This window comes from Ureibacillus chungkukjangi, assembly GCF_003217295.1.
Lineage (GTDB): Bacteria > Bacillota > Bacilli > Bacillales_A > Planococcaceae > Ureibacillus > Ureibacillus chungkukjangi.
Genome location: NZ_QJTJ01000068.1, coordinates 1 through 2,397 on the forward strand (window position 1 = coordinate 1; position 2,397 = coordinate 2,397).

2 protein-coding genes are annotated in these 2,397 nt (G+C 39.4%); both read left to right on the forward strand.

The window, feature by feature from the left end:
* The first annotated feature begins 126 nt into the window (after window positions 1–126).
* On the forward strand, window positions 127–1,605 hold the full coding sequence (gene istA, locus BJ095_RS18710; RefSeq protein WP_306460167.1) for an IS21 family transposase: 1,479 nt from the start codon (window positions 127–129) through the stop codon (window positions 1,603–1,605).
* A complete protein-coding gene (gene istB / locus BJ095_RS18715; protein WP_107937917.1) occupies window positions 1,605–2,324 on the forward strand; it encodes an IS21-like element helper ATPase IstB in 720 nt (239 codons plus the stop codon). Before istA ends, istB begins: the two co-directional genes overlap by 1 nt.
* Window positions 2,325–2,397 lie beyond the last annotated feature (73 nt).

Here is a 2,397-nt window from a genome sequence, read left to right on the forward strand (position 1 = left end):
TGTTTAGTGCAAAATAGAAGTACAGAGTTTTGAAAAGGAAAAGTACATAACGTTGCAACTCAAGTTTCAACAAAAAAAGGCTTGCCAGCCTCACAATACTTCTCTACTGTAATTGGTGTCGAATCAATGCAGTGGAGGTTGAAAGGAATGCTGGCAATGCCTGAAATCAATTGTATCAAATTAATGAGGAATCAGAAATCCTTATCCATAAATAAAATATCAAAAACGCTAGGGATTAATTGGAGAACAGCAAAAAAGTATGCCGATGGAGATCAACTCCCCGAAGAAAGTAAAAAGAAAAAGTCTGGAATGATGTACGACGAGCAATGGGGAGAAATTGTAGGAGATTGGCTTTGGGAAGATCTTAAACTAAAGAAGAAAGATAGAAGGACAAACAAGGGGATATTTTCTGCACTTCAGAAGATGGGCTTCAAAGGGTCCTATCGGACCGTCTCTTATTTCATTAAAGAATGGCGAGAAGGAAGAGAAGACATTGAAGATGCAACAAAGGATAAAAACTATGAGCGTTTAATCCATCCTCCCTCGGAAGCACAATTGGATTTTGGATTAATGGGGGCCGTTAAAGATGGAATGTATGTAGATATTCATTGTTTAGTTATGACCCTTCCTTTTAGTAATAGCGCATTTGCAATTCCTTTACCAGGTGAAAATCAAGAATGTCTTTTGCATGGAATGAAGGTGATTTTCAAGCAGTTGGGCGGAGTTCCTAAGAAGATTCGTATCGACAATATGAAGACCGCTGTCGTCAAGCCAAGAAATAAGCATGAAGAGGCTGTCTTTACAAACGAATTCCTTCAATTTGCAAATCATTACGGATTTGAACCACAAGCGTGCAATCCCTATTCAGGAAATGAAAAAGGAAATGTGGAAAATAAAGTCGGCTACGTTCGCTACAATTTTATAACTCCTGCACCTGTCATAAAAGATTTAGATCACTTTAGCCAAATACTTGAACAGCAGCTAACGGAAGACCGACAACGCATTCATTATAAAAAACATGTTTCCTTACAGGAGTTATTGGAGGAAGAGCACCAGTATCTATTGGAGCTGCCCCAAGAAGAATATCCAGTTTTTAAACAAGAAGAAGCGAAGGCAAACAAGTATGGAGAAATCACTTTAGACAAAGCAAAGGTTTATGTTCCACGAGCCTATAATTATACAAAACTATCTGTCGTTAAGTATTGGGATCGTTTCAAGGTACTATCTCCTCATGGTGAAATCTTGTATGAGGATCATAGACCATATATGCACAAAAATCGTGAGATTCCATGGCAATCTATCATGAAGGCTTGGTTAGCTAAACCGCGTTCTGCAACCTATTCCCGCTTTTCAGCCTATCTCCCAGGCCGCATATATGAATACATCAATATCTCGAATCTTACGATTCGTAAGGAACGTTTGAAGTGGATCATCGGATTACTAGCTAATCATGATATGAATGAAATCAATGATCGATTTTATGATTTACTTGGCGGGCAATCAGACACATTAAAAGAGCCTGAGGACCATCCTTACGACATTGATTGGAGAAAGTATGATCAGCTTCAAAGCATCTCACAGACAGGAAACGAGGTGCAGCGATAATGAATCTAAAAGAGATGTGCAAAACGTTGAGGCTGGCGCATGTGAGTGATATTTATTCAGATATACCATGTGATGATCCAACCCAGTTTTTAGAAGCTCTGTTTCAAAAAGAACTACAGCTACGGGAGGAAGCAAAAGCTGAACGATTGGTTAAGAAGGCACGATTTTTACAGAAGAAGTCACTTTCGTCGTTTCAATGGAGTGAACATATTCACTTTCCAACACATATCGACTATAAAGAATTATGTACAATAAATTTTATCGCCCGTAAAGAGAATCTAATTTTAACAGGTGCCCCCGGCACCGGAAAGACTCATTTAGCTACGGGTATTGGATACGAGGCATGTAAACAGGGGCTTGAAGTTCGGTTTTATAGAGTTTCAGACTTAGCCGATGTATTGGAGAGAGCATGGAGCGAAGGCAAGCTATCACAGCTTCGGAATCGTTTTAAGAGTGTGGATCTAATCATATTGGATGAAATGGGGTACGTGCCTTTTAACAAGGAAGGGGCTGAGCTCCTCTTCCAACTCATCTCCGACTGGTATGAACAAAAAAGCTTGATCATCACGTCGAACTTGGAATTCAGTCAATGGAATCGCGTTTTCAGTGATTCTAGATTGACTGCAGCATTGGTGGATCGGGTTATACACCATGCCCATATTTTGAACTTTACAGGGGATAGTTTTAGGGTGACAAACGCATTATCAAGACAAAAATGAATACTCAGATGAAGGCTGGCAAGCTTGTGTATTTTTCTTTGCATTCTTCTGCACTTTTATCTTGCAAAACACA

Coding starts and splice junctions, on each gene's coding strand:
- istA (WP_306460167.1), top strand. CDS start 127: ATGCAGTGGAGGTTGAAAGGAATGCTGGCAATGCCTGAAATCAATTGT.
- istB (WP_107937917.1), top strand. CDS start 1,605: ATGAATCTAAAAGAGATGTGCAAAACGTTGAGGCTGGCGCATGTGAGT.